General features: G+C 46.2%; 20 protein-coding genes. 18 read left to right on the top strand and 2 right to left on the bottom strand.

All coding sequences use genetic code 11. From position 1 onward, the window contains the following. The first annotated feature begins 38 nt into the window (after positions 1–38). Positions 39–1,976, top strand: a complete 1,938-nt coding sequence (locus MKY63_RS25980; protein ID WP_076274501.1) for a hypothetical protein — start codon at positions 39–41, stop codon at positions 1,974–1,976. Between the two features lie 104 nt (positions 1,977–2,080). Here the strand turns inward: MKY63_RS25980 and MKY63_RS25975 are convergent, their stop codons facing one another. Beyond that, on the bottom strand, positions 2,081–2,620 hold the full coding sequence (locus tag MKY63_RS25975; protein ID WP_076274502.1) for a GNAT family N-acetyltransferase: 540 nt from the start codon (positions 2,618–2,620) through the stop codon (positions 2,081–2,083). A 294-nt stretch (positions 2,621–2,914) separates the two neighbouring features. Between MKY63_RS25975 and MKY63_RS25970 the strand changes: the two genes are divergently transcribed. From MKY63_RS25970 to MKY63_RS25890, 17 genes are all read left to right on the top strand, one after another. Beyond that, the gene (locus tag MKY63_RS25970; protein ID WP_339810324.1) at positions 2,915–3,808 is read left to right on the top strand and encodes a LysR family transcriptional regulator; all 894 of its coding nucleotides are present in this window, start codon (positions 2,915–2,917) and stop codon (positions 3,806–3,808) included. 119 nt (positions 3,809–3,927) lie between these two features. Then, the gene (locus MKY63_RS25965; protein WP_036677287.1) at positions 3,928–4,443 is read left to right on the top strand and encodes a GNAT family N-acetyltransferase; all 516 of its coding nucleotides are present in this window, start codon (positions 3,928–3,930) and stop codon (positions 4,441–4,443) included. 4 nt (positions 4,444–4,447) lie between these two features. Beyond that, positions 4,448–5,305: a transporter substrate-binding domain-containing protein gene (locus MKY63_RS25960; protein ID WP_076105724.1), complete on the top strand. Its 858-nt coding sequence runs from the start codon at positions 4,448–4,450 to the stop codon at positions 5,303–5,305. A 33-nt stretch (positions 5,306–5,338) separates the two neighbouring features. Continuing rightward, positions 5,339–6,124 (top strand): amino acid ABC transporter permease, encoded by a 786-nt coding sequence (locus MKY63_RS25955; protein WP_076125555.1) that lies wholly within the window; start codon positions 5,339–5,341, stop codon positions 6,122–6,124. Continuing rightward, positions 6,121–6,831, top strand: a complete 711-nt coding sequence (locus MKY63_RS25950) for an amino acid ABC transporter permease (protein WP_036677282.1) — start codon at positions 6,121–6,123, stop codon at positions 6,829–6,831. The genes MKY63_RS25955 and MKY63_RS25950 overlap by 4 nt, the downstream gene beginning before the upstream one ends. Further along, the gene (locus tag MKY63_RS25945) at positions 6,828–7,580 is read left to right on the top strand and encodes an amino acid ABC transporter ATP-binding protein (RefSeq protein WP_076296670.1); all 753 of its coding nucleotides are present in this window, start codon (positions 6,828–6,830) and stop codon (positions 7,578–7,580) included. The genes MKY63_RS25950 and MKY63_RS25945 overlap by 4 nt, the downstream gene beginning before the upstream one ends. Positions 7,581–7,591: 11 nt before the next feature. Further along, on the top strand, positions 7,592–8,608 hold the full coding sequence (locus MKY63_RS25940) for an LLM class flavin-dependent oxidoreductase (RefSeq protein ID WP_076274504.1): 1,017 nt from the start codon (positions 7,592–7,594) through the stop codon (positions 8,606–8,608). 53 nt (positions 8,609–8,661) lie between these two features. Next, positions 8,662–9,843 carry an amidohydrolase gene (locus tag MKY63_RS25935; protein ID WP_339810322.1) on the top strand — a complete coding sequence of 394 codons (1,182 nt, stop codon included), beginning with the start codon at positions 8,662–8,664 and terminating at the stop codon, positions 9,841–9,843. A gap of 44 nt (positions 9,844–9,887) precedes the next feature. After that, complete coding sequence (gene solA / locus MKY63_RS25930) at positions 9,888–11,012, top strand: N-methyl-L-tryptophan oxidase (RefSeq protein ID WP_339810320.1); 1,125 nt, start codon at positions 9,888–9,890, stop codon at positions 11,010–11,012. Continuing rightward, positions 11,012–11,491, top strand: coding sequence for a DinB family protein (locus MKY63_RS25925; RefSeq protein WP_036677271.1), 480 nt, complete (start codon positions 11,012–11,014; stop codon positions 11,489–11,491). The genes solA and MKY63_RS25925 overlap by 1 nt, the downstream gene beginning before the upstream one ends. Positions 11,492–11,566: 75 nt before the next feature. Next, positions 11,567–12,913 carry an LLM class flavin-dependent oxidoreductase gene (locus MKY63_RS25920; RefSeq protein WP_036677270.1) on the top strand — a complete coding sequence of 449 codons (1,347 nt, stop codon included), beginning with the start codon at positions 11,567–11,569 and terminating at the stop codon, positions 12,911–12,913. 211 nt (positions 12,914–13,124) lie between these two features. Next, a complete protein-coding gene (locus tag MKY63_RS25915) occupies positions 13,125–14,018 on the top strand; it encodes an ABC transporter permease subunit (RefSeq protein WP_081383282.1) in 894 nt (297 codons plus the stop codon). Positions 14,019–14,024: 6 nt separating this feature from the next. Further along, a complete protein-coding gene (locus tag MKY63_RS25910; protein ID WP_076218970.1) occupies positions 14,025–14,921 on the top strand; it encodes a carbohydrate ABC transporter permease in 897 nt (298 codons plus the stop codon). Positions 14,922–14,951: 30 nt separating this feature from the next. Continuing rightward, on the top strand, positions 14,952–16,637 hold the full coding sequence (locus tag MKY63_RS25905; protein WP_076184637.1) for a hypothetical protein: 1,686 nt from the start codon (positions 14,952–14,954) through the stop codon (positions 16,635–16,637). A 103-nt stretch (positions 16,638–16,740) separates the two neighbouring features. Continuing rightward, positions 16,741–18,531 carry a sensor histidine kinase gene (locus MKY63_RS25900; protein WP_076274507.1) on the top strand — a complete coding sequence of 597 codons (1,791 nt, stop codon included), beginning with the start codon at positions 16,741–16,743 and terminating at the stop codon, positions 18,529–18,531. Continuing rightward, on the top strand, positions 18,531–20,135 hold the full coding sequence (locus tag MKY63_RS25895) for a helix-turn-helix domain-containing protein (protein WP_076274508.1): 1,605 nt from the start codon (positions 18,531–18,533) through the stop codon (positions 20,133–20,135). Before MKY63_RS25900 ends, MKY63_RS25895 begins: the two co-directional genes overlap by 1 nt. Positions 20,136–20,145: 10 nt before the next feature. Beyond that, a complete protein-coding gene (locus tag MKY63_RS25890; RefSeq protein ID WP_339279306.1) occupies positions 20,146–22,950 on the top strand; it encodes a glycoside hydrolase family 2 TIM barrel-domain containing protein in 2,805 nt (934 codons plus the stop codon). Between the two features lie 507 nt (positions 22,951–23,457). Here the strand turns inward: MKY63_RS25890 and MKY63_RS25885 are convergent. After that, positions 23,458–26,199, bottom strand: a complete 2,742-nt coding sequence (locus MKY63_RS25885; RefSeq protein ID WP_339810315.1) for a hypothetical protein — start codon at positions 26,197–26,199, stop codon at positions 23,458–23,460. Positions 26,200–26,257: the final 58 nt, after the last annotated feature.

The following is a 26,257-nucleotide window of genomic DNA, read 5'->3' as shown; positions in this document are numbered from 1 at the left end:
CGGCGTCAAAGAAGAGAGAATAAGAAGGGGGAGCCTATATGAAAAAGTTAAATCTACTAGCCCTTTTAGCAGTTATTTCAATAATCTTTGTTGGATGTGTCAATACAGGGGATAAAGATAAAGCGAATCAAACGCTAATCGATCTGAGTTCTGTGGACTCCATTACAATCCATAATGATAGCGGCGGATTAATAACCATAACGGACCAAAAGCTAATAGAACGTTTCAATAAAACTATACATACTGCTGAGTATGACAACGCGAAGCTTGATATTGCAGCACCTGATTATGAGGCTACTGTTGAATTGAAGAGTAAAGAAAACGAAAAATTCTCATTCTGGATTATGGGCAATAATAATGGTCTTTTCACCAAATCAGGAGTAAATGGGCATTACAAGTTATCAGAAACGGATAAGGCTGCTTTGCTTACCTTATTTCAATCAAATGATCAACAAGTAGAATCAGATAATCTAAAATTAGATGAGACCATCAAGCGAATCACATTAGCAAACTCTCTAGCACATGGTTCAGTGAATGCTAACATAAAGGATGAATACACAGATCATGAAACCATAGATACTTTCGTCCGAGCCATCCGTACCGCTGAACAAATACCAGGGAATTTAAATACCGCAACGCCTAACTACGATATCGTTCTAATTTCAGATAATAATAAATATGCCTTTCATTTATGGATTAACGAGACAAGCGAGCAAGGCATGTTAATGAATGTGAACGAAACGGATACAGGCTACACACTTACTAAGGAATCAACTGCCGAGTTAAAAAAGATTCTGTTCTCGGAAGCAAAATTTAATGGTTTGGAGTTTAATACAAAACGGAACTCTATTGGAGATCTGGTGGCCAAACCGATGGGCCTATCCGAAAATAACTATCTATTAAACGGTGGAGAAGTAGTTGAACTGCAAGGGATCTCTTATCATACCATTCATCTTTTCTATGGCGACCATAATGCTGTCAACGCTTTATTAGCCCATGATCCTGCTACGGATGAGGTAAAGGTGAAATGGAGCGACGAGCTCAACGATTCCAATAATCGATGGAATAATGCTTTTATGAGCAACTATAATATGCTAATCCCGCTGGATGAGGATCATCTATTATTTCTGGAATCGGATGTGACGAAAAAAGCTGGGCAATATCATTTGTCCTCATATAATGTTCTTACAGGAAAGATTGAACGACTTCGGGAAAACTTCTGGCCGCTTTCTGATGATTATGATTACATTTATAAATTTCAATGGAAAGCTGATGAGCAAAAATTGTTTATGCAGAGTTATCTCGGCAATGTATGGATCTTTGATCTGAAAACAGGAAAGGACGATATCCATCTTCTGAAATATCGCGTAATCCCACATTCGACGACCGGGGCGCCATCCCTGTTCCTCTCACCAACTTTTAAGAGATTTGTACATGATGATGAGAGCGGCGAATTAACTTTTTACGATAATAAAGGAGTTTCGTTACGTACTGTACCGTTACCACAAGAGCAATATGTACCTTCTGAGAAAATAAAGTGGAATCCGGCGGGCACGATTGCCTGGATGGATACAGCAGAGATCAACGAAAACCGAATTCTTGACATCGATATCGATTATCTGAAAATAGCTGCACAAAAAATTAATTTTTATAATCAGGATGGTCTTTCCATCGGTTCCATTAAGACTGAAGGCAACCATGAAGATACAGCTATTGAAGTTGTGGGGTGGATGGATGCTAATGTAGCCGTGATAAAATCATATACTGTAGAACTTATGCACAAGGATAATATAGGGCTTAATGTTAAGGATGTTTCTTATTATCTCTATGATGTAAAAAAGAAGCAGAAGGGGGCAAGCTTTTCGTCCATCCCTTCCAGTGCTACCGTTACTACAGATCTTCGAATGGGCGATGCCGATAATACGGGGGAAATCACTGTGAGTTTTAAAGAAATTACTTATAAAAAAGAAAAATAAATAAGCCTCGGGAGTTCACCGTAACGATCACACAAGATCATTGGGTAAGCTTTCCGAGGCTTCTTTTTATATTTAAAAGACAAATACTAAAGAATTCTCGAATTCTATAATTGTCCCGCTGTAGAACGCACGGAGGACAGCAGGTCTAGTCGGAAGCTTTGTACCAAGGTGTCACCGTTCATAAGATCGGTCTCATACGCACGATTAAAGCCTAAGCGCTGGTACAGTTTGATGGCTGAAGACATCATTTCCGAGGTGTGTAGGTTCAAGGTGGTGGCACCCAACTGTAGTGATCTCTGTGCAGCTTCGTGAATCAAAAGAGTTGCAACGCCAAGACCACGAGCGGATGGAGATACGGCTAGCAGACGTAGGATAGGGGAGTGAATCCCGAGCTCCGGTTTCCCGTATGCCGTTTCCGAGGAACTGAACAAGAGTGCGCTACCAACGATTTTCTTGTCGATTTCAGCGATGATCCGAACGAGCGGGGCATCACCATGAACGGAATCAAGAAGCGATTTCCGATACTCCAGCCACAACGGCTCAGGCATGATCTCCGAATATTGGTGGTATGCATCTAACAGCAAATCGGCGATAGCATTACGATCTTTATTCTCAGCTTCACGGATAATGATCTTTTGTGACATGTTTTCGCTATCCCCTTTCAGACAAATGTAATGTTCATTCGAATGAAATTATTATATATGATAATTCCCAGTGGAATAAGAGGGGTTTTATAATTCTGATATAGGAATAGAAAAGTTCTATATGAAATAAACATAACGTTTGATTCAAAATCCGATTGTTTTAAACGGAATTAATTGTTGACAAAAAATAGGGCGATGACTAAGATATAAACAAAATCTATAGGAAAGCATCGCTATAATTCATTGTTTTTACATCGGAATAGTAAAATTAATAAAAGCATAGGGGGATTAGGGATGAACATTGAAAATATTGAGGCCTTTGTCTACATCAATCATTATGGAAGCTTCAATAAAGCGGCCGAAGTCCTATATATCTCACAGCCGACAGTAACGGCCCGGATTCAATCGCTAGAAAGGGAACTGGATTGCAAAGTATTTGATCGGTTGGGGAAGCAGATTAACCTGACGGATAAAGGTAAACAGTTTCTTCCCTATGCCCAGCAGATTCTCCAGATCTATCAGAACGGTAAATATCAGGTTCAGGCTAAGGGGCATATTCCAAATGAACTGAGAATCGGCAGTACGGTCTCGGTTTCCAATTATTTAATGCCCTATCTGATGCTTCATTTAAAGCGTAGATATCCTCATATCACAATCAAGCTGATGACAGCTTCTACGGAAGTATTGACTGAAAAGTTGAAATCAAAAGAGGTTGATTTGGCTTTTATCCGTAAGGTCGTAAATCCGGCAATTCAAACCTTTCCTTTCTGCGAGGACCCCATCTCACTGTATGTACATGAGGGACACCGCTTTGCTAAAGCACAGCGGGCTTCACTGGAGGATATCCGCCAGGAGACGTTGGTTTTTTTTGAATGTGGCTCTTTGGACTGGATGCGGCTGCATCGTGTTTTTGAGAGTATGGAACAGCCGCCGAAGATTGAATATCAGGTAGATAACCTGGAGACAGCCAAAAAGCTGGTATTGAAAAAAGCAGGCATCTGTTTTCTTCCCGCCCTCAGTGTGCAGGAGGAAGTGGCGGTTGGGTCACTGATCCGGGTGGATATTGCGGAGACGGAAGGCATCTCCTTGCGAACCAGCCTGATTTCGCTAAATGGAGAGAACGCAGAATTCATCAAAACCCTGCTAGAACTGGGGATTGGTAAAGTGGGAGATCGACTAATTGTATAGATGTATTAAAAAACTCTATTAGCGCATGGACACATGCAGTGATAAAGTTAATTGCATATAATCACGACTATTTCGATAGGGATTATAAAGTTAATTTTCGAAAGGCTGGAGGGCATGTGATGAGTGAGGTATACAGGCTGGCAGAACTGAAGGATGCGGAGCAATTGCTGGATGTTACATATCGTGCCTATCAGCTGATTCGTGAACTCGGGCTGCATTGGCCGGCGGCCACAGCCGACTTGGCGCTTATTGAAGACAATATAGCTACAAATGAGTGTTATGTGCTTGAAGTTGACGGAACGATAGTTGCGACCATAACCCTTTCAAAGGAAGAAGAGATTAAGAAGATTAGCCCACTGCCTTTTATTAAATGGTTTGCTGCTCATCCAGATTACAGTAACAGAGGTTATGGTGGAAAACTTTTGGATTGGGTGGAAGAGAACATTATTGCTGGACAGTTAGGTTCGGCTGCAGTCACGCTGGCAACGGCGAAGAAACATCCGTGGTTGGTTCAAATGTATGAACGCCGGGGGTACGAACGGTTTCTAGAACTGGATCAGCAGAATGGTGACGGCATTATGTATCTGCTGAAAAAAACACTTACAGACAAACCACAGTTCATTCAAAGGGGATAAAACAATGAAAAAGTCCATTTCACTAGTATTTGCATCGATATTGACACTGGCGATTGCCGGCTGCGGAAACAACAGTAACAGCGCTAGCAGCAATCAGAATGGAAATACAGCAGAAGCTGCGGCACCGGCAAAGGATTCGGCTAAGATAACTAAGATCATTGTGGGCACGGGTACTGCTTTTCCGAAAGTCTGCTTCATTGATGAGAACGGCAAACTCACCGGATTTGATGTGGAGCTGCTCAAAGAAATCGATAAGCAGCTGCCAGAATATGAATTCGAATTTCAAACCATGGATTTCAGCAATCTGCTGCTGAGCCTGGAAACCAAAAAAATCGATTTGGTCGCCCATGTCATGGAGAAAAATCCGGAACGGGAGTTGAAGTACTCTTTTAACAAAGAAGCCTATGCCCACTGGAGAAACCGCATTGTAGTGGCAAAGGATAATAATTCAATCCAATCGCTTGATGATCTCAAAGGGAAAAAGGTGCTTGTAGGTGCAACGAGTGCACAAGCACAAATACTCGAGAACTACAATAAAGAGAATGACAATGCGATTGATATCGTGTATCAGAATGGTGCAGCGAATGATACCGTCGCACAAATCAGTACTGGGCGTGTGGACGCAACGCTGGCTGCAGATTTTGTCCTGCCGATCATTGATCCGCAGAATCAGCTAAAAGCAACGGGCGACGAGCTGTCCTCCGCGGACATTCTCTATGTTTTCCGTAAGGATGATGCCGATTCACAAAAGCTGTCAGATGCGATTGACAGTGCGATTAAAGAGCTGAAGACAGACGGCACACTAGGCAAGCTTAGTACGGAATGGTTGGGTGCGGATGTTACAGCGGATTCGGTTAAATGATTGAGCCGGTGAGCACGGGAAGGGAGGGAATATATGGGCGCACAGTTTGATATCAGCTTTGTATTTTCGTTTTTGCCTAAGTTACTAGGGACTTTAAGCACCACGCTTCTGATTGTCGCCTGTTCTCTACTGACAGGAATTCTTGTCGGCTTTCTCGTAGCTCTGCCAAGACTTTATAAAGTGCCTGTGTTAAAAACCATCTCCGAAATCTATATTTCTTTTTTTCGGGGAACTCCGATTCTTATCCAGCTCTTCTTGTTTTATTATGGTCTGCCCGAAATTATGAAGCTGGTTCATGTCGATATGACCCGGACTCCCGTGCTTGTTTTTGTGATACTTACTTACGGGCTGCATACGGGGGCATACATGTCCGAAATGATCCGGGCTTCTGTAATGGCGGTGGATAAGGGGCAGGTAGAGGCTGCTTATGCTACAGGAATGACGGGGTTTCAAGCCTTTACGCGAATCGTGCTGCCGCAGGCGCTCGGAATCGCAGTTCCGGTATTCTCCAATCTGGTGATTGCTCTACTGAAAGATACGTCATTGGCCTTTACTCTTGGGGTGATGGAAATGTCAGGTAAAGCTCAGACGCTAGGCAGCTTAACTCAGCATTTTATTGAAACGTATATCGCGCTTGCGCTAATCTATCTGGTCATCAGCTTTACAATCGAGAAACTGCTGCTTATAGCAGAACGCCGGCTGTTACGGCATGAGAAACGGAATACACCGGAGAAAAAATCGTTCAAAATCAACAAAAGCTGGTCCTACCGCCGCATCATTGCTGAACTTGGACCGGGTAAAGGAGGTAGCGGATTATGAAGCTGGACCCATCTTTTATCTGGACTGCTCTGGTGCAAATTTTAAGTGCAATTCCTGTGACCTTATCTATTACTGTTGTCTCAGTACTTATTGGATTTGTGATTGGTGTGGCTGTAGCGTTGATCCGGATATACAGAATTCCGCTGCTGTATCCGCTGGCTGTCGGTTATGTTACGTTCATCCGCGGGACACCGATGCTGACGCATCTTTTGCTCATCTATTTTGGGCTTCCCGTATTAATCGATGGTCTGGCGGTACAGTTCGGCTGGAGCTTCAGGTCAGTATCGATTCCGATGATCGGTTTTGCCTATATTTCGTTCTCGATTACAGCGGGAGCCTATATGTCCGAAGTCGTCCGTTCCGGTCTGCTTGCGGTGGATCGCGGTCAGTTGGAAGCGGCACATTCTATCGGCATGACCACGCCCCAGGCACTGCGGCGGATTGTTTTTCCTCAGGCGCTGGCGGCGAGTCTGCCCAATCTCTCAAATTCGGTAATTGGTATGCTGCATGGATCTACCCTTGCTTTTACCGTTTCGGTGGTGGATATCAATGCTAAGGCGCAAATTGTTGCTTCAACGAACTGGAAGTTTTTTGAGGCTTATCTGGCGGCAGCACTGATTTTCTGGGGACTTACGTTCCTGATCGAACGCGTGACGTCGCTGATTGAAAAAAGAATTAATCTTTACAATCGAGGTGGAGTAGCATGATCAAGCTTGCGCAAATTTCGAAGTCATTCGGTCGGAATCAGGTGCTCAACAATATAGATTTAACGGTGACGAAGGGTGAAGTTGTCGTCATTCTCGGTCCCAGCGGCTCAGGCAAAACGACACTTTTACGCTGTGTGAATTATCTGGAGAAGCCAAGCAGCGGAGAGATCGCCATCGGCGATTTCAAAGTGAACTGCAAGCATGCCCGTAAAAAGGAGATTCATCTGCTCCGGCAAAAAACGGCAATGGTGTTCCAGCAGTACAATTTATTCCGCCATAAAACCGCGCTGGAGAACGTGATGGAGGGACTGCTGATTGTCAAAAAGCTTCCGAAGGACGAAGCGAAAAATCGGAGTATTGCTCTACTTGAAAAGGTTGGTCTTGGCAGCAAGCTGGACGCCTATCCAAGTCAGCTGTCCGGAGGCCAGCAGCAGCGGGTTGGCATTGCCCGTGCCTTGGCACTCGAGCCGGAGGTTATATTGTTCGACGAACCCACATCGGCGTTGGACCCAGAGTTAGTGGGTGAGGTGCTGGCCGTCATCCGTAAAATTGCCAAGGAAGGCATCACAATGATTGTGGTGACTCATGAAATGGGCTTTGCTCGCGATGTGGCGAATCATGTGGTTTTTATGGACGGAGGCGTCATTGTTGAAGAAGGGACTCCGGCAGAGCTGTTTAACCATCCGCGCGAAGAAAGAACGAAGCAGTTCCTGAAGCGGATCACACCTGAATTTAACTATTCCATATAGGAGGAAAAACAATGGCTATTACAATCAGCGTACTTGATCAAAGTCCGATCTATCCGGGAGAAACGCCGGAGGAAGCATTCCAGCATACGATCAAGCTGGCACAATTGTCCGAAGAGCTTGGATTCCACCGGTTCTGGGTTTCAGAGCATCATGACTCCGAGCAGGTAGCCGGCTCTTCCCCGGAAGTACTTATCTCACATCTTCTGGCTAAAACAGAGCGAATCCGCATTGGATCCGGTGGAATCATGCTCCAGCATTACAGCCCGTATAAGGTAGCGGAGAACTTCAATGTGCTGTCTACACTGGCTCCTGGACGAGTGGATCTCGGTGTGGGACGTGCTCCCGGTGGACTCCCACGCAGCACACAGGCACTACAGCAGGGAAAAGCTGAAACCCCAGACCTTACGGGCAAAATCATCGAGCTGGAAAAGTATGTACATAACCGCCTCGAAGAAAACCATCCGCTGGCAGGGTTGAAGGCAGGTCCCCTTCCTGGTATTCCTCCCGAGCTGTATGTCCTTGGCGCGAGTGTAAGCAGCGCGGAAATTGCCGCTGAACTGGGGTTACCGTACGTATTCTCCCTGTTTATTAACAGCGATAAGGCGGTAGCGCTGGATGCCATTCGTGCTTACCGCAGCGGTTTCGCTTCTTCACAGGGCAGACAACCGCAAGCGATTATCGCTTTAGCGTTAGTGGTGGCTGAGACTGAGGAGGGAGCGAAAGAACTGGCAGGTGGACATAAGCTGATCCGGATTCAACTGGCGAGCGGGAAGAAGCTGACAGTAGGGACCTTGGAACAGGCGGAGGAATTTGCCCGCCAGAGCAATGAAGCCTACACGATTGAAGAGCTGGAACCGGAGATTACCAAAGGAACTAAATCATCTGTCCGTGAACAGTTGTTGGAACTTTCAGAGGCATCCGGTGTCGAGGAGTTCATCATAACGACGAATGTACAGCCCTTTGACAAACGGCTCCGATCCTTTGAGCTATTGAGCGAAGCAATCGCTGAAGTGGCGGCAGAGGCATAAAGCGGGCGGGCTCGGTATCACACAGGAAATCGTGTAAAGGAGGGTGACTGTATATGACAAGTAAAGCTAAAGAGTTAAGTGCGGAAGCGCTTGAAGAAGAATTAATCGGGATACGCCGTCATCTGCACCGGCACCCGGAACTGTCCAATGAAGAATATGGCACAACAGAATATATCATTTCCCTGCTGGAGCGGGCAGGAGTCAGGATCGTAGAATACGGTCTGTCTACCGGCGTGATCGCAGAGATTGGCGGCAAAAAGCCTGGTTCGGTCATCGCACTGCGCGCAGATATTGATGCCTTGCCAATCCAGGAGGAAAGCGGAGTATCCTTTGCTTCATTATATCCCGGCAAAATGCATGCCTGCGGGCATGATTTCCATACGGCTGCCTTGATGGGTGCCGCCTATCAATTGAAACAGCGAGAGCAGCAATTACAGGGAACGGTGCGCCTGTTATTCCAACCAGCGGAGGAGAAGGCACAGGGTGCACAGCGAATCATTGCTAGCGGGGCACTAGAAGACGTCCGGGCAGTGATCGGGCTGCATAACAAGCCAGACCTGCCAGTCGGAACCATCGGTATTAAGGGTGGTCCTTTAATGGCAGCAGCTGACGGGTTTGTGATTGAAGTGCAGGGTGGTAGTTCTCATGCTGCCGTTCCGGAAGCTGGCATAGACCCGATTGTAGCGGCTTCGCATATTGTGGCGGCATTCCAGTCCATTGTAAGTCGCAATGTCAGTCCGCTGCAGAGTGCGGTGGTTAGTGTGACGCAGATTCACAGCGGCAATTCATGGAACATTATCCCCGAAAAAGCCGTGCTTGAAGGGACGATCCGCACCTTTGATGAAACGGTACGCAGCAAAGTGCTGGACCGGTTTCAGGAAGTGGCGGTCGGTGTAGCAGCGGCTCTTGGAGCAGAAGCTACCGTTCGCTGGATAGAAGGGCCACCTCCGGTTATCAACGATCCCTCCCTAGCAGCGCTTGGAGTTGAATCGGTCGAAGCTCTTGGCTACCGAGCGATTCAGCCAGAGCATTCTCTGGCTGGAGAGGATTTCGCCTTCTATCAGCGCGTGGTACCCGGACTGTTCGTTTTTGTAGGTACTGAAGGAAGCCAGGAATGGCATCATCCGGCCTTCAATCTGGATGAACGCGCACTCCCTGTGGCAGCACGTTTCCTTGCGGATGTAGCTGTACGATCCCTAGTGCAGTACAGTCCCGATGGAGGTGCAGAATTATAGCTGAACATAACAGTTACGATGTAATTATCGTCGGCGCAGGCTCGATGGGCATGAGTGCCGGTTACTATCTTGCGAGGCGCGGAGTGAAGACGCTGCTAATTGATGCCTTTGATCCTCCACATACACAGGGAAGCCATCACGGGGAAACGCGGCTGATCCGGCATGCTTACAGTGGTGATCCCGCCTACATTGATTTGGCTCTGCGGGCAGATCGTTTATGGAAAGAAGCTGAGCAGTTGAGCGGAATAGAACTGCTTGTCCGCTCGGGCGTTTTGAATCTCGCAGATAGTGCAGTGTATTCCTTCAGCGGTCGTCTCGCGGAAGCAAAGAAACGGAAGGTGCAGGTCCAGCATCTGGATGCCGGAGAGATCCGGCGGCGCTGGCCGGGATTGAACATTCCGGAAACATTCGCAGCAATGTATGAACCAGATGCCGGGTATTTGTACAGCGAGCGCTGTATCTCCGCCTACCGCCAGCTTGCCCTTGGACAGGGTGCGGAACTGTTGACGAACACTTCGGTAGTAAACATCACCGCCAGCGAAAGCAGTGTAACAGTTCATACAACAAACGGCGATTATCACGGAGCGTCAGCTATCCTTAGTGCCGGAGCCTGGTTTGGAGCGTTAGCGCCTTTTGTGCATTTGCCAATCAAGGCGATCCGCAAAGTTGTGGGCTGGTTTGAGAGCTCACCTGCTTTTGCAGCCGGTAACTTCCCTGGCTTCGCGCTAGGAGCTGAGGAAGGTGGCTATTATGGCTTTCCCAGCATTGCTGGAGCCGGTCTGAAGATCGGCCGGCACGATACGGGGCTGGAATGGAAACCAGGCACACTACTTGCTCCCTTTGGCAGTGAAGCCAGCGATGAGCAAGACCTCCGAAGAGTACTGGAGACTTACATGCCGGGTGCAGCTGGCCGATTACTTAAAGGCTCTGTATGCAAATATGAGCATACACCTGATGAAGATTTCATTATTGACCGCCATCCGCTCCACTCCAATGTGCTGGTAGCCGGAGGGTTCTCAGGGCATGGTTTTAAATTTTCTAGTGTTGTAGGTGAAATACTTGCTGATTTGGCGACAAGTGGAGCTACCAACCACAACATTCAACCTTTTGCGTTATCACGTTTTACACCTGATCATTCGCAAGCAGGCTTTATATTGGAGGGGATTTAATGAGCAAAGTTCAAATCAGTAATTTTTTAAGTACTTACAACCAGCTGGTGCATGCAACTGCAGGGTTAACAGAGGAACAGCTGAAATGGAAGGCGGAACCAACAAGTTGGAGTGTCACTGAGGTGCTGGCTCATCTAGCTGATCACAGCATTGTGGTTTCGTTCCGCATCCGTGATATTCTCGCTGCTACAACTGCGCAGCTGCCAGTCTTCAATCAGGACGCTTGGGTCAGCGGCCAGTACGCCAACAGTGGTTATGCTTCCGATAGCCTGGAGTTGTTCCGCAGCCTGCTTTATTATAACAGTCTATTGTTTGAACGGCTCAGCGCAGAGGATTGGGAGAAAAGCGGGATTAACTTCAAGGGGGAGATCGTGAAAATTTCCGATATCGTCCATAGCTTCACCGCACATGTGGAAAGGCATCTTGGCCAGATCGAGCGAATCAAGCAGGGCGCTGCCAATGCATCGTTCGTGCAATAAATGCTTATAAAGTGAGTTTTGCACAAAGTAAAACCTGGGAATCGTATGCTCACAAAACTTTTAGGAGGAATGAACATGACCAAACCAAAACAACTGAAGCTAGGCGCACTGCTGCATGGAGTAGGAGGCAGCACGTCGATGTGGCGCCATTCTGATGCTAAGCCGGATGCAAGTGTAAACTTTGAATTATACAAAGCGTGGGTACAGAAGGCAGAAGAAGGCAAGCTGGATCTGATCTTCATCGCAGACGGTTTGTACATTAATGAAAAGTCCATTCCGCATTTCCTTAACCGGTTTGAGCCGCTGACCATCCTTAGCGCACTCGCCGCCGTCAGCACCAACATCGGTCTGGTTGGTACCCTGTCCACCTCCTACAGTGAACCGTTTACTGTCGCGCGTCAATTCGGCTCACTGGATGTAATCAGCGGAGGCCGGGCCGGCTGGAATGTGGTGACTTCACCGCTGGAAGGCTCTGCCTCTAATTACAGCAAAAAAGAGCATCCTGACCATGGCAAGCGCTACCGCATTGCTACCGAATATTTGCAGGTGACGCGCGGATTATGGGATTCCTGGGAAGATGATGCGTTTGTCCGAGACAAGGAATCAGGTGTATTCTTTGATCCGCAAAAAATGCATACCCTGGACCATCAAGGTGAGTTCTTCTCCGTGAAGGGACCGCTCAATATTGCTCGTTCGAAGCAGGGGCAGCCAGTCGTGTTTCAGGCAGGTTCCTCAGAAGTTGGTAAAAATTACGCCTCAAAGGAAGCGGATGCTATCTTCACTGGCCACGAAACGCTAGAAGATGCCCAGGCATTCTATAGCGATGTTAAGACACGGGTAGCTTCATTTGACCGGGATCCGAATGAGGTGCTGATCTTTCCTGGCATTGCACCAATCATTGGCGACACACCAGAGGAAGCAGAGCGCAAATATCAGGAGGTTGCTGGTCTCGTGACGATTGAGAATGCACTGAACTATTTGGGCAGATTCTTCGAGCATCATGATTTCTCGCAATATCCGCTGGATGCACCGTTCCCTGAGCTTGGCGAGTTGGGGCGCAATAGTTTTCAGAGCGGCACGGATAAAATCAAAAAGGACGCGAAGGAGAGAGGCTTAACACTAAGACAGGTCGCCTTACAATCCGCTACCCCGCGCAGCAGCTTTATTGGCACACCTGAGCAAGTGGCGGATCAGATTCAAACCTGGTTTGAGGGTGGAGGAGCAGACGGATTTATGATCGCAGCTGCTGTTCCTAACGGACTGGAGGAATTCGTCGATCGGGTAGTGCCGATTCTGCAAGAGCGGGGTCTGTTCCGCACTGAATACGAAAGTAGCACCCTGCGTGGAAATCTCGGTATTCCATTGCCTGAGAACCGCTATTCCAAGGCATCTCAACCGGCAGGGCATAAAGCCATACATTAACAATAATATTAATTTGAATTTCAATATTTAGCTTTCGTCATAAAAAATGTAACGCAGCCGTTTAAGGCTGCGTTTATTTGCGTGCGCGCGGAGCTTGTATATCAACGTAAGCGCTTTAAATATCCAATCAGAGCAATAGATAACCAATCACTGTTATATAGGCAGGGTTCCCGCTGCACCTTATGATAGAAATATCAAGGAGGGATGTAAATTGTACGCTAAGTTCTACAAGTACCGATGGCAATATTTAATGATTCTTCCGGGAGTGCTGTTGCTATTTCTGTTCAGCTATATTCCGATGGCAGGGATTCAGGTCGCCTTCCGCGACTTTCAGATTGGCACCTCGATCTGGAACAGCACATGGGTGGGATTAGACAACTTTTCTTTCCTGCAAGATCCCCAGTTTTTAACTGTCGTCAAAAATACGTTATATATATCTGTGCTTAAGTTCATCTTCGGATTCCCGGCACCGATTCTACTGGCACTGGTGATTAACGAGGTAACCCGGCCTGTATTTAAGCGATTCGTGCAATCGGTCAGCTATTTGCCACATTTTTTCTCATGGATTGTAGTCGCTTACATCCTGCAGTCTTTTCTGACTTTGGATGGTGGGCTGGTCAATCAGTTCATCGAGAAAGCAGGCGGTGATCCTGTATTTTTTCTAGGTTCCACGGAGTGGTTCCGGCCCATGGTTATATTAAGCGGCTTGTGGAAAGAGACCGGCTGGAACACGATTCTCTATTTGGCTGCGATCACAACGATTGATCCGCAATTGTATGAATCCGCCAAAGTAGAGGGTGCAGGAAAGCTAGCCCAGATTCGGCATATCACCTTCCCGGGTATTCTACCGACAATATCGATTGTGCTAATTCTGAGTATCCCAAGCCTGATTTCAGTAGGGATGGATCAGATTTATCCGCTGATGAATTCTGCTAATCAAGGGGTCGCGGATGTACTGGATACGTATATCATCCGCAACGGATTGCAGCAGGGATATTTTGGGATGGCGACCGCAGTGGGATTGTTATCCTCAGTGATCAGTTTGATATTGGTTGTTTCGACTAATCAGTTATCCAGAAAAATAAATGGTGAAGGATTATGGTGATGGTATATGAAGCTCAGCAGAGGTGAAAAAATAGCTCAATACGTCATCGTCATAGTACTGGCCGGTCTGTGCTTGTCTGTACTATATCCATTCCTGTACATGCTGGCTATCTCACTGAATGACGGTGCAAGTGCGGCCAAAGGTGGCGTGTATCTATGGCCCAAGAATTTCACATTAATTAATTATGAGATTGTATTAGGAAATGAGATTATCCGCCAGTCTTATCTAATTACAATCGCTAGGACAGTCATTGGCACATTTGCAGGACTTATCGTCACACTTCTGGTGGCCTTTGGCTTGTCCTACCGCGGTCTTCCATTAAGAAGCACGATACTAGGCTATGTTCTTTTAACCATGTTATTCAGTGGAGGACTGGTTCCTTTCTATATTCAACTTAATAATCTCGGGCTTATCAACACGTTCTGGGTGTATATTTTCCCCGGGCTGTTCTCGGTCTGGAACATGTTTGTCATGCTGAAGTTTATACAGGGAATCCCTGAAGCTCTGGTAGAATCCGCTGAACTAGATGGAGCCGGTCCTGTTCGTACTCTGATTCAGATTATTATTCCACTCTCTCAACCTATGCTTGCCGCACTTGGATTGTTTACCGCAGTGGGACACTGGAATGACTGGTTCGCCGGTGCTTTCTTCGTCACGAAGCAGAACCTGATTCCGGTGCAGACCTTCCTGCAGCAATTGCTCGCTGCACAGGATTTATCCGCTGTCCTTGGCTCGAATACCAATCAAGAGGCTTTGGCGAGAAGCTCACAAATGCAGAACATTACACTGATGTCGATTAAGATGGCAGTCGTTATGGTGAGTGCAATCCCCATCCTGTGCGTGTATCCGTTCCTGCAGAAATATTTTGTGAAAGGAGTTCTTGTAGGGTCAGTAAAAGGTTGATTTTCAATAATAGAACAGGGGGAAAAATCAATGATATTCAAAAAAACGGGTCTAGCCGCTTTGGCTGCAGCAACCTTACTGATGTCTATTGCCGGATGCTCCGGATCAGGTGGGAATACTGCGAACAAGCCTGGAAGCGACAATGAAACGTCAAGTAACCAGCCCGCCAGTGGCTCGACTTCCTTTAATCTCTGGCTTGGATGGACGGCAACCATCAATAATGATAGTTTGGTCCAGAAATATTGGCGTGAACAGGAGCCTGGAGTAAATGTGAAGCTGGAAACCACTCAAGGCGACGCAATGACTGCACTTAATTTGAAGATAAACACAGGCGGCTTTGAAGATGCAGCTATCTTCAGCCGAAACGAAACGGTCAAAAGCGCGATGAACCGGTCGAAACAGCTTATGCCGCTAGAGCAGTATTTCGACATGCCTGACAAATATCCAGGACTGGCGTCTATTCCAAAGCAGTATCTGGAACTTATGAAGGATAATGAGGGTCATATCTGGTCCATTCCTACCTGGTTTGACCAAAACCCGGAAGATCCGTGGCCAGGCTGGGCATCTCAAGCCTGGATTGTCAGAAGTGATGTGCTGGAGAAAACAGGTATGACCAAAGAGGACTTAGCAACGTTAGAAGGAGTTGAGACCTTCCTTCGGAAAGCTGCAGAAGAGAAGGATGCTTCCGGCAAATCGCTTATTCCTCTATCATTCCTGATGGACACTAGTGATAATCTGGGCTGGAGCGATGAAAACGCGATTTTGACAGCATTCGGGGTGACTACAGCAGGTAATGGCGTTGACAAACGCGGCGATGATTTTGTATTCGCTTACGACGATCCCAATTATAAAGCAGCTTATCAATGGATGAACAAGATGTACCAGGAGAAGTTGATCGATCCAGAGGTCGTCACCAGCAAAAGAGAACAGTATACAGAAAAGAACAAATCGGGTCGTATTGCCTTCAATGTCGGCAGCTTCTGGAACATTCCTGCCTCAGCCTGGGAGACATTGGACGGCCCAACAGAGCCAGGGTGGTTTTACGAAGCGATCCCTTTTCCTAAAGTGGATGGTGTAGAGAAAGTCGGAATTAACCAGGTTACCAATCCGAATCCAGGCTATGATGTCTATGTTAGTGAAAAAACTAAAAATCTGGAAGCTATTCTGAAATTCTTCGATTATACCTTGCAGCCAAAACCCGAGCAGCAGCAGGTCATTAATGAAGGACCGGCGGGATTATACTGGGATTGGATTGATCAACCGTTGGGCAAATGGAAATTCACAGACGAAACCTACAAGACGAGCCGCAATTCCGGAGACACCGCACAAAAAGCTAAAGTCACCCCGGAGCTTTACATGACTGCCTCTTACAGCAATGAATGGTACCCATGGTGGAACACAGAGGATGCAGGAAAAGCCGGAGCTGCTAAGACAATTAAGTTCACAGAAGCTATCGGCAAAATGGGAACGATCCGCGTGGCAGAGCCTTATGATCTATTCCAGATGAAACAGGGCGGCGCATGGGAGAAATATTCACCGGAGATCGAAAATATCCGCAAGGAATATCGAGCCAAGCTTTTAATGGCCAAAGACGAGGGGCAATTCGAGAAGAATTGGAGCGATTTCCAAGCAGCACTAGAGAAGCGTGGGCACTGGAGTGAAGTCAAGCAGGAGTGGCTGGATACGTACAAGGAGGAAGTAACCGCCTTGCAATAGACAACCGTGATGCTCTTTCAGTCACGGATCTTAAACGATAAAAAAATTAATGGAGCACCTCTCACTTGGAGGGGGCTCCCTTTGCACTTCATGGGGGGAATCTATGATTAAACAACAAATAGAGAAATGGATCATCCGTATGACCCGTTCTATGAACCTGAGGAGTAAGATTGTATTATTCTACGGACTAATTGTATTTCTCCCCACCGTACTGCTGGCTGCAGGTGCAGGGTACATGATGCTACATACGGTGCGGGCCAATTATATGCTGACGATCAGGGAAGCCGTTCGGCAAAGTGCGCAGAGTATTGAATTCAGGAAGCAAAGCTATGATCTGCTGGCTACCCGGACGGCTACGGATGGTGAGCTGATCTCTAGATTAGCCAGGGACTATGCGGATATCGATGAACAATTGGGTACGGTCAATTATGTGGACCGTTCCTTCCTGCTCACCAGTAAATACTTGCCAGGTATTGAGAATTTCCGGATCTATCATACCAACGATACACTAGTGCAAGATGGAGGGCTTCTGTGGAAGCCGGAAAAACGGAGCCTTTCGGGAATTCGAGAGCGGGAATGGTATACGAAAATGCTTCGCACAACAGACAATCTGGTATGGACTAATGCAGCGGACGACAGGACTAAGCTAGTAGTATCCCATAAAATTCTGAACGCATATGGAGATGTTTACGGGATTGTGTACCTGTTACTGAACTATAACGGTGTCTTCATGGAATCGTTCGAGCATCCTTTTGAAGGGGCCGGAGAATTGTATATTGTTGACGACAACGAACGAATTATTGCATCCTCGGAGCCCTCTGAAATTGGCAGCTGGTTATCCTCATCCTCCTTAGGTCAGTACTGGAATAACTCGTTGGAAACATCGGCTACAAAAAGCGGGATGATGCTGATCACTCAGGAGATTAAGTCTGGCTGGACGGTTGCCGCGCTTGTGCATCTTGACAGACTGGAGGAGCAGTCTACGCGGATTATGTACTATATCGGAGCAGGTATTGCATTTTTCCTGCTGTTGTCCATCTTTCTAATCATGATTGTACTTAAAAATGTGATTTGGCGGATCCGCAAGCTGGGCACCCGAATGACAGATATCTCACAGGGCTATTTCGAAGTTACAGTGAGAAACCGTGACAACGATGAGCTGGGTGAGCTTGAGGTATTGTTCAATTCCATGTCTGGCCGTTTGAGAAAACTGGTCGAAGAACATACAGAGGCCATGCTCAAAGAGCGGGAGCAATCATTCAGGGCGTTGCAGGCACAGATTAACCCTCATTTCATTTATAATTCGCTAAGTCTGATCCGTTGGCGGGCATTAGATCAGCAGGACGAATTGCAAATCCGAACCATAGATGCGCTGACGACATTCTATCGGCTGGCACTCAATAACCGGGTTAATGTGACGCTGATCCGTGACGAAATTGAGCATCTTAAGGCGTATATCGAAATTCAGCAGCTGCGTTATCCCGGTCAGGTATCCGTAGAGTGGCTGGTAGAGCCTGACGTTCTTGACTTGTACAGCATTAAGCTGATCCTACAGCCTACGGTCGAGAACTGTTATCTGCACGGGGGCATCACAACTAGAACTCATGCTTTTATACAAATTACGATCAAACGAGTGGAGAATACGGTGCAGTTTCAGATTTTTGATAATGGAAAAGGGATTGGCAGTGAGAAGCTGGAACAGATCCGTGCCGGCAGCCACACGGGTACGCAAAACGGATTCGGGATGAACAATATCCGTGAACGTCTTGCCTTGTATTTTGGCACAGAGGGCCGCTTTGAGATTGACAGTGTAGAAGACGAATGGACTTGTGTAACCATTGATATCCCTGTTTGCAAGGAAAGTCCTGAGATAAAAAAGGGGGATGGAGCTTAATGCGGGCATTAATTGTCGACGACGAGCCTATGCAGATTCAAGGGCTTCTTCGTCATATTGGCTGGAAAGCTCTGGGGTATGAGGAACCGTTAACTGCATTATCTGGTGAAGAAGCACTAACAATCCTAGGAGAAACTCCTGTGGATGTGCTGATCGCTGACGTCTCGATGCCCGGTATGACAGGGATCGAACTGCTCGCAAGATGCAGAGCGGATTATCCGTTACTCCAGTCTTTACAGACTGTGATGATCAGTGGATATGACGAGTTTGAATTTGTGCAGGAGGCTATACATCTGGGAGCTAAAGCTTACGTTCTGAAGCCCATCAAGACGGAAGAACTCGAAATGAAACTGGCTGCGTTCAGAGAAGTAGTTGAGAAGAAAAAACAGATTGAACAGGAAACCACTGTACTTAGGGAGAAAGTTACAGAGAGCTATGAGGTGCTGCAGGAACGTTTCGTCAAAGATATGGTCGAAGGCTGGATCCACAGTGATGAGCTGCTCGAATCCTGGCGGCGCCTGCTGGATCTGCCTATTGGGGAATGGCAGGCAACATTATTCCTGTTCGGATATGACCGCAGGTTCCTAGATAATCCGCATGATGCCAAGGATCGGATCCTGCTTAGCGAAGGGCTATTGAACTGCGTTAAGACTGGTCTATCTGGCTTCTCCGGTACCTATATAGGGAAGACAGGAGCGGATGAACTTGCCGTCATTGTGCTGAACGCAACGCCATTGGTGCGGGCAAGACTTGAGAAGCAGCTTGCGTTTATCCAAGACATCCTAAGAGAGCAGTATAAAGCCTCCGTCTCGGTCGGAATCAGCAGAGAGTGTTTGTTCTGGACGGAAATACCGTTGCTGTATAAGGAAGTAAGGCATATGATGGCCGGTGCCAGACTGGCCGGCTACGGACAAATCCTCTATTTCGACCGGAACTTGATGAACGAATATCATGATTTCCGCTTGCGTGAAGAATACATTCCGGAAATCGTTAAGCTACTGGACAGAGGAGAGAGCGATAAAGCTTCCGCTTATTTCAATCATGCTTTCGAAGTGTTACTTGCGCGAGAGCCTGTGTCCTTTTCCTATGTGCAGGCTTTCGGAATGGGTTTGCTTAGCGAACTAGCCAGAAAACTGAAGCGTATACATGAGAAGGATACAGAGTTGAACATCCTCATGTGGCAGCGGTTGATCGACTGTACAGGCGTAGATGAAGTCAGGAAGGTCGTACTGGAATATTTGGCGCAATATGCTAAGCTTAATCAAAGAGAGCAGGTCGCTCAGCAGCATAACCTTATCCAGCGGGTCGCCCGCCAATTGGAGGAGCATCTGCATGAGAACATGACTGTAAAGCAGCTTGCTGAGCAGTTTCACTTGAATCACAGCTATTTAAGTGTTCTCTTCAAGAAAGAAATGGGCCGGACGATTTCCGACTTCGTGCAGGAAGCGCGTATGAACAAAGCCAAGGAACTACTTCGTGACCCCAATATTAAGGTCTACGAGGTTGCCGAGCAAGTGGGCTTTCAAACCGCGGCTTATTTTGCCTTCCTTTTTAAGAAAACAACCGGCACTACACCTCAGGAGTTCAGAGATTATCATTATTAGGAGTGATATTTTGCAGACAAAGATCAGCCTGGAAGGCGAATGGAAGTTGCAATTGGATGAGGGAAATCAAGGACTGGCATTGCCTTTTACAGATGTTATCACACTGCCGGGAACAACGTCCTACGCACGCAAAGGTTCGAAGAACGATGATGTTTTAGTAAGCGCATTAACGGATGAGTATTTGTTTGAAGGGCAAGTCTGGTTTTCAAAAGAGGTCGTCATTCCGGAAGAACTAGCCGGCAAAGTCTGCTTCCTATATTTGGAACGCACGAGGCTGACGACTCTATGGCTGGACAATCAGGAAATAGGCAGCCGTAACAGTCTGAACACCCCACATATATACGAGTTGCCGCAGCTTCAACCTGGGAATCATACGCTCACCATCCGTGTGGACAATACGGGTTACCCAACCAAAGGTGGACATTTAACGTCGCAGGATACCCAGACCAACTGGAATGGGATTACCGGACGTATGGAGCTTCAGTTCTATGGTGAGTCACGGCTCAGCGGCATCCGGCTCGATCCGGATCTCTCAGCACGCTCAGTCCGAATCACGGCAACCTTGGACAGCAGGAACGAATCTATACTTACAGTGTCTGCTCAGAGCTTCAACAGCGACAATACACATGCTGTGGACGAGAGGGAGTACCCAGTCTCACCGGGTAGTTTTTCCGTCAACTATGAGCTTGGTCAAGACGCGCTGCTCTGGAGTGAAGGCGCTCCCAATCTTTATAACATAAACCTTGTTTTGAAAGACAGCGATGGATATATAACGGACCGACAGGAGCTCGTTTTTGGATTGAAGGAATTCCGGGCAGAGGGCGATAAGTTTACAATCAACGGAGAAAAAACCTTCCTCCGCGGCAAACATGACGGCCTGATCTTCCCGCTAACCGGTTATGCCCCGACTGACGTCGAGGAATGGGTAAGAATCCTGGGCATCTCCAAGTCTTACGGCATCAATCATTATCGCTTTCATACCTGCTGTCCGCCGGAAGCTGCTTTCACCGCAGCGGATATGCTCGGTATCTACATGCAACCAGAGCTTCCATTCTGGGGAACAATCACAGAAGAAACCGACGAGGGCCATAATCAGGCGGAGCAGGACTATCTGATCAGCGAAGGCTATGCCATACTTCAGGCTTTTGGCAATCACCCCTCCTTCGTGATGATGTCGCTTGGCAACGAGCTATGGGGCAGCAAAGCCAAGATTGATTCTTTCCTAAAGGACTATAAAGCATTTGATAACCGGATTCTCTATACACAGGGGTCCAATAACCACCAATGGGTGCCAGAAATTCTGGAACATGACGATTTCTTCAGCGGCGTGCGCTTCTCCAGAGATCGGCTGTTCAGAGGTTCCTATGCGATGTGTGATGCTCCATTAGGTCATGTCCAGATCGATCTGCCAGGCACGATGAAAGACTATGACGATCAGATCGTCCCTCAGGATTTCTTCAACGGAGAGGGGATGGAAGCTGCCGCTGGCGGAGAGATTCAGATCCAGTATGGTACGGAAGCCAAGACGGTGAAGGCTGGAGACGCTTCCGCAGAATGGATACCGCACATTCCGGTAATCTCGCATGAGATCGGACAGTATGCTACCTATCCTAATTATGAGGAAATCGATAAATACAACGGTCCGCTCAAAGCTGAGAATTTCAAAATTTTCCGTGAACGACTGGAAAGTAAAGGGTTGGGTCATTTGGCCGCCAAATATTTTGAATCCTCGGGGCAACTGGCAGTAGCTTGCTACAAAGAGGAACTTGAGGCGGCATTCCGCTCCCGGCGGCTTGCGGGCTTCCAACTGCTTGATTTGCAGGATTTCAGTGGCCAGGGAACGGCGCTGGTGGGTGTCCTCGACGCCTTTATGGATTCCAAAGGAGTGATAAGTCCTGAGGACTGGCGAACTTTTTGTAATGATGCCGTTCTGTTGGCAAGATTCCCTAAGTATAACTATGTCTCTGGTGAATCGTTCGATGCCCATGTTGAACTGAGCTGTTTCCGCAGTGGTATGCCGAGTGCATTTGAATTGCATTGGGAGCTTACCGCGGATAATGGTATTCTCGCCGCAGGTTCAACCGAGGTGGACGTACCTGCAGGAACGAATTATATCGATATCTGCGATCTGGCAATAAAACTACCAGAAGTTGACCGTATGAGTACTATCGTATTGTCCCTCTCCATACAGGGAACAGATATCCGTAAGAGTTACAACCTGTGGATTTATCCAGTGAAGAGTGGCAACATGCTGGAAGGTGTCCATGTCTTCGACAAGCTGTCTGATGATGCGCTTGCATTGCTGGAGCAAGGTGAGAATGTGCTGCTTATGCCGAAACCGGAATCTCTCCAAAATGCCGTTGAAGGTTATTACTGCACAGATTTCTGGTGTTATCCAATGTTCCGCTCGATCTCAGAGAGCATGAACCGGCCAGTACCCATTGGTACTATGGGGCTGTTGATTGATAACAAGCACCCGGTGCTTCGTGAGTTCCCGAGCGAGGAATATTCTACCTATCCCTGGTGGAGTATTGTTGAGAATTCGAAATCGCTCATCATGGATGCAGCTGACCGCGATTGGAATCCCGTTGTGCAGACTATCGATAATTTTGAACGCAATCATAAGCTGAGTTTCCTAGTGGAATGCAGTGTAGGAGCAGGCAACCTGCTGATATGCGCATTGGATGCTGATAAGGTTAGCGATACGCCGGAAGGCAGACAGTTCTTATTCAGTCTTGCGGGTTATATGAAATCAGATGATTTCAAGCCACAGTACAAGGCGAATGTTGCAGAACTTCTTGAGCTGATCCAATAGGCAGAGGCAGGCGATTGCTAAGGTTACCTGTCAAATTTCATATGGATGAATAGTCCAATGGGGCTACAGTGAAAACTACGTTCTCCACTTGAGTAAAACAGACTGTCGCATCGTAAAAAACTGAAGAGCAGCGATTCTCTTAATGAAGAGAGATTCGCTGCTCTTAGTTTTTTGCTGCTTTTAGTTTATTGGTAGCCGCCAGCTTCAACAGTGTCATCGTTATCTGAGCCTCTGAGGGTTTCGGACTCAGATGACACTATTTTCTGATTTTCAGCCTTGTGAACAACATTTCGGACTCCAGTGACGCTATTGCTTATAAAGAGGTTCATATGTGGTATATTTCATGCAAATAGTGGCTATGAAGACCGTTAGCCTACCAAAAGTGCAATAATACTGCATTTAGCGTCATCTATGTCCGATAGATGGTGCTAGTTTGAAAGATACAACAATGCGAAGAAGGTTTCAATTAGGCAGCATTTCGAAGTTGAAAAATTAAAAGATATTCCTTTAATTACTATACTTTTTCAAAGCTTCTGCCATATCCAATTTATATTGATCTACTTTTTTGAAATTATCGATAGTTGTTAAAACCATTTGGAAAAGATACTCCGATGTTCCTCCTAATTTTAGATTGTTACGTATTAAATTCATTACAATGTCTAAAACGATTGATGACGGAATGAGGACATCTGTAAGTCTAAACGTATGAGATAAGGATTGTGACCCTAAAGGCCATGGTAAGTCAATCGAAAAAGAAACGGGCACTTTAATATCCAATTTGAAATTTTTCATATTTAAACCTTTTTCAAGTTGATTCTGGATCTCCCCAAAAATATAATCGTTAAAAATCTCAGAAAATTTAGTAAAAGTAAAGTCGGAAACGTCTCGGCAAAGATCCACGAGCTTACGAGGATTGAACTTGATTTCTTTCACTGTCATAACAACAGGAGGGATGATTGCTTCTTGAATTATAGCTTCGACTGCTCCTCTTAACCCTTTGAAAAATTCATCTTTTACTTTACCGGCACCGATTAGAGAAAAAATGTTAAACGTTAATACGTCAGCGGCTTTTTCAGCGATTTCCATTACAGGTTCAATCAGTTCTTTCATTAATTTTTCTTGCATTAACTTAGTTATGAAATCGGTAATAGTATTTAATATCTTGGCTATTACATTTAGCCAGTGTTCGATTATGGCCAGGAGCTCATCGATCAAGGCTTGAAACAACGCTGGAATCAGTTTTAGAGCGAATTGAATCATATGATCAGTTAAATGATTTATCAAAATTTTGGCTATTGCTTCTATTTCAGCCATTTGAGGCATCCACATCGGATCGCTTTGCAAATGGTTGGCGAAGTCCACGGCGTTACCTTTTATTGGAGTAAATATGTTTAGAGCATTCTCAAAAAGTTGTTCTTGTACTTCAGGTGTCAAAGGCGCTACCATTTCCGCAATAATTTTAACAGCTGCCTCCAACGGTTTCTTTAAAATATCTTGAGCTCCAAGTGGTCCAAGAACATTTGCAGCCTGACCAGCAGCTTCGCGAAGAAGACCCTCGATTTGTTTATTAACTGAAGTCTGAATTCCGTCCATGACATGAATAACGCTTCTTCCAAGCATTGTGAGTAATACGCTGGATAATACTTCTTGCATAGTTTTTATGTCAAAATTTTTAAATCCATTAACGATCTCTGGAATTAGAACATCAGAAGTCAGTTGTATGCAGGGAATCAGGGCTTGCTCAAATAGAATCTTAATCTCTTCCTCGCCAGCCAAAGTGTTCGAGATTGCAGTTTTTCTAGCACTTATTTCCGTATCCACGTAATGATCGAAAGCTTGATTTATGGCTCCAAGTGTTGATCTAAAAGAGTTTTCCCCTGTAGTCGAAGGAAATGAGGGACTAAATAAGAACTTCATTGCATCTTGGGCCGTTCCTGAAACGGCAGGTTTGAGAATTGCTGCTATCTCCCGAACGCTATCTACATGTTGTATGGTAAGCGTCAAAGGTTTATCAAGTAGAAATGATAGAAGATCCCCCTGGTTCAAATTTGTGTCAGACGGACGGTTCAAATCTGTATTAATTGCACTTTTGACAGCGGGAGGAGGTTGGTAAGACAATTGTGCCGTAAAAGTAGGCATGGTTGCTTTATCTGCCGCTTGCACTGCAAGGGGGAGCAACAAAGCTGATACCCACAAAGCAGAAATACTTCTGACAAACTCCTTCTTAAGCTGCTCGTTTTGAATTAATGCTGATAATGAGTCTAAACGAACAAAAATTTCATGGTTATCCGGCACTAACTGAAAAGAATTAAAACCTTGCAGGGTTTGAATGACTTCTGAGGTTTGTTCAGCTGGTAAAGAAGCAAGGCCAATTAAACGAAGGATCTCTTCCTTAAAGAACACATTCATAGTCAAGAAGAACAACGATTGGAACTGTCCGCCAATAAATGTAAGAACGGTTTGCGCTAGTTTTTCGTTATTGCTCCCGGTACCTTCATTTAATTGTCTACTGACCTCATAGGCTGATTTCACTCCTATCCTTAGCATAGTACCGAGCATTAATGCTTGTTCCTGCTGTGTGTCAATAGCTTTATTAACAATGCCCTCAATTAAGCGGTCCCCATAACGATTGACCAGTTTTGCAGGATCGGGGAATTTAAAATTGATGCCACCTCTATAGCCACCCCCCGCAATAAATCCCATTCCCGCCTCATAAACAAATTGGAATCCAGATTCCCCCAGAGTAGCTGTCTTATGTAAATTACCAAGCATAACAAAATTGGCATACGCCATAAAACCAACCGCAAATTGGGCGTACAAATAACCTTCGAGCTCTGATTCTTCTAACAATAGCTCAATCAATTCACCGGATAAACCATTTCCTGACGATTTATTCTTCAGAATATTCAATAACTCTTTAACTGTCATATTCATGCTTAATCCAGCCGCTACCGCCGCTTTAAGAACGGCTTGAAGTCGACCAGCTAGCCCGGCTTCGTCGAATAGATCCAGGGGCGTTTGTATCTGTACTTGGAGAAGAAGCGAAACTTCGGCACTCCCCAATATTTTTAATTCAGCCCATTTATTTAATAAATTATTGATTTGTGCCATAGCCTGAGCGCCTAACTTATAGTTCATTCCTCTTCTCAAGCTACCCTGGCCTGCAACTAAGGTCTGTCCCTGGATATTTCCCCAGCTTTGAGTTGTTGTGCTTTGTTGAAAGATCTGCTGATCTTGATTCAGTGGCAATCTAACACCTCCATATTACATTGTTTTAGTATTAAGTAATATGGGGTGTGAACTCATT

It is taken from the genome of Paenibacillus sp. FSL R7-0189, from assembly GCF_037969925.1.
Lineage (GTDB): Bacteria > Bacillota > Bacilli > Paenibacillales > Paenibacillaceae > Paenibacillus_AQ > Paenibacillus_AQ odorifer.
This window is presented reverse-complemented; position numbering and strand designations above follow the sequence as displayed.